Below are 540 nucleotides of genomic sequence, written 5' to 3' on the forward strand. Positions count from 1 at the left end.
TCGCCGCGAGCATGGAAGACGTCCTGACGGTCTACGCCCGGCCCCACGACCCGGCGGTGCCCGTGGTCTGCACGGACGAGAAGCCCTACCAGCTGTTGGGCCATGCCCGCACCCGATCCCGACCGGCCCGGGCCGTGACGCATGGCAGGACAGCGAGTACGTCCGGCACGGAACGTGCTCGATCTTCTGCTGGGTCGAGCCGCCACGGTCGTGCTGGTCATGGACAACCTCAACGCCCACGGCATCGCCTCGCTCCACGAGGCCTTCGACCCCACCACCGCGTTCGCACTCGCGCAACGACTCGAGATCCACCACACCCCCCGACACGGCTCCTGGCTCAACACCACCGAGATCGAACCCTGGAGCCCTGCCCCGCCAATGCCTCGACCGCCGCATCAACGTCCTCGACACCGAACTCGCCGCCTGGCGGAACGCCACCAACACCAACCAGCGCCAAGTCCAATGGCACGTCACCACCAGCGACGCCCGCACCAAACTCCGCCACCTATACCCCAAACATTAGCAGCGACACTCTACTAG

Annotated in this window: 1 protein-coding gene; it reads left to right on the top strand. The window is 66.9% G+C overall.

Annotated features, from left to right (window positions below):
* Positions 1-219 precede the first annotated feature (219 nt).
* Positions 220-540: a hypothetical protein gene (locus tag G6R25_RS28530; protein WP_235949556.1), complete on the top strand. Its 321-nt coding sequence runs from the start codon at positions 220-222 to the stop codon at positions 538-540.

The sequence above is a fragment of the Candidatus Frankia alpina genome (genome assembly GCF_902806485.1).
Taxonomy (GTDB): Bacteria; Actinomycetota; Actinomycetes; order Frankiales; family Frankiaceae; genus Frankia; species Frankia alpina.